Origin of the sequence: Mesorhizobium sp. M7A.F.Ca.ET.027.02.1.1 (genome assembly GCF_004022985.1) — a bacterium.
Lineage (GTDB): Bacteria > Pseudomonadota > Alphaproteobacteria > Rhizobiales > Rhizobiaceae > Mesorhizobium.
Map to the genome: position 1 here is coordinate 1 of NZ_RZOL01000809.1, position 1,011 is coordinate 1,011.

At 64.5% G+C, this 1,011-nt stretch carries 2 protein-coding genes; both read right to left on the reverse strand.

What is annotated here, in order from left to right:
* Nucleotides 1-496: VOC family protein (locus tag EN749_RS36315; RefSeq protein WP_128365028.1), on the reverse strand; the 496-nt coding region annotated here is incomplete at its 3' end.
* 78 nt (nt 497-574) lie between these two features.
* Nucleotides 575-1,011, reverse strand: a 437-nt coding sequence (locus EN749_RS36320) for an ABC transporter ATP-binding protein (protein ID WP_145991200.1), incomplete at its 5' end; no start/stop codon positions are given.

Consider the following 1,011-nt stretch of genomic DNA (forward strand, 5'->3'; position numbering starts at 1 on the left):
CATGGAAATAGAGGATGGTCTGGCCGGCGGCCGGCCCTTCCTTGACCGGCAGCGGCCCCATCCGCGTCTTGACGCCCTTGCCTTCGAGATAGGCTTTGGCGGCAGCGACGTCGTCGACATAGAAGGCGATGTGGAAGCCGCCAATGTCGCTGTTCTTCGGCGTCAGGTCCTTCTGGTCCGGTGCTGTGTATTTGAACAGCTCTATGTTCGATCCATAGCCGCAGCGCACCATGGTGACCTCTTCGATCACCGCCTTCGGGTCGACGCCCAGGAGATCCTGCATGAAGGTGCCCTTGTCGTCGGCGAACGGACCGAACGACATCGCCTTCTTGCAGCCGACCACTTCGGTGAAGAAGTCGACCGCTTGCTTCATGTCGGGAACGGTGATGCCGGTGTGGTCGTGGCCGCGCATGCCCGGGATCGAATCCGCCGAGGCCATGCCGGCGCTGCCGAGCATCGCGGCGGCCAGCGTTGCAATTGCGATAGTGGTCTTCATGTCAGTCCTCTCCATTTGGCGGGACTTGGGTCTTTGTGGTCGCACGCCCGAGGCCCGCTCTTCGGCGTGCGTATGCATTCATGTCGGCGCCTTGGCGGCGGCGGGGATGTCCAGCCAGCCAGCATCGATCTCGGGCAGCGGAATGGCTGCGATCAGGTCGCGCGTGTAGGCCTGCCGTGGATTGTCGAACAAGACGTCGGTGGTGCTCGCCTCGACGATCACGCCCTCGCGCATGACGATCACTTGCCGGCACAGCCGCCGAATGACCGACAGATCGTGGCTGATGAAAGCGACGGTCAGGCCCATCTCCGCCGCCAGCTTCTCCAGCAGGGTGAGGATCTGCGCCTGCGTCGACACGTCGAGGCCGGAGACGATCTCGTCGGCCAGCACGAATTTCGGCGACAGCGCCAGCGCGCGCGCAATGCCGACGCGCTGGCGCTGGCCGCCCGACAGTTCGTGGCGGTAGCGGCTGGCGAAACTTTGCGGCAGGCCGACACGCTGCAGCGCCTCAGCCA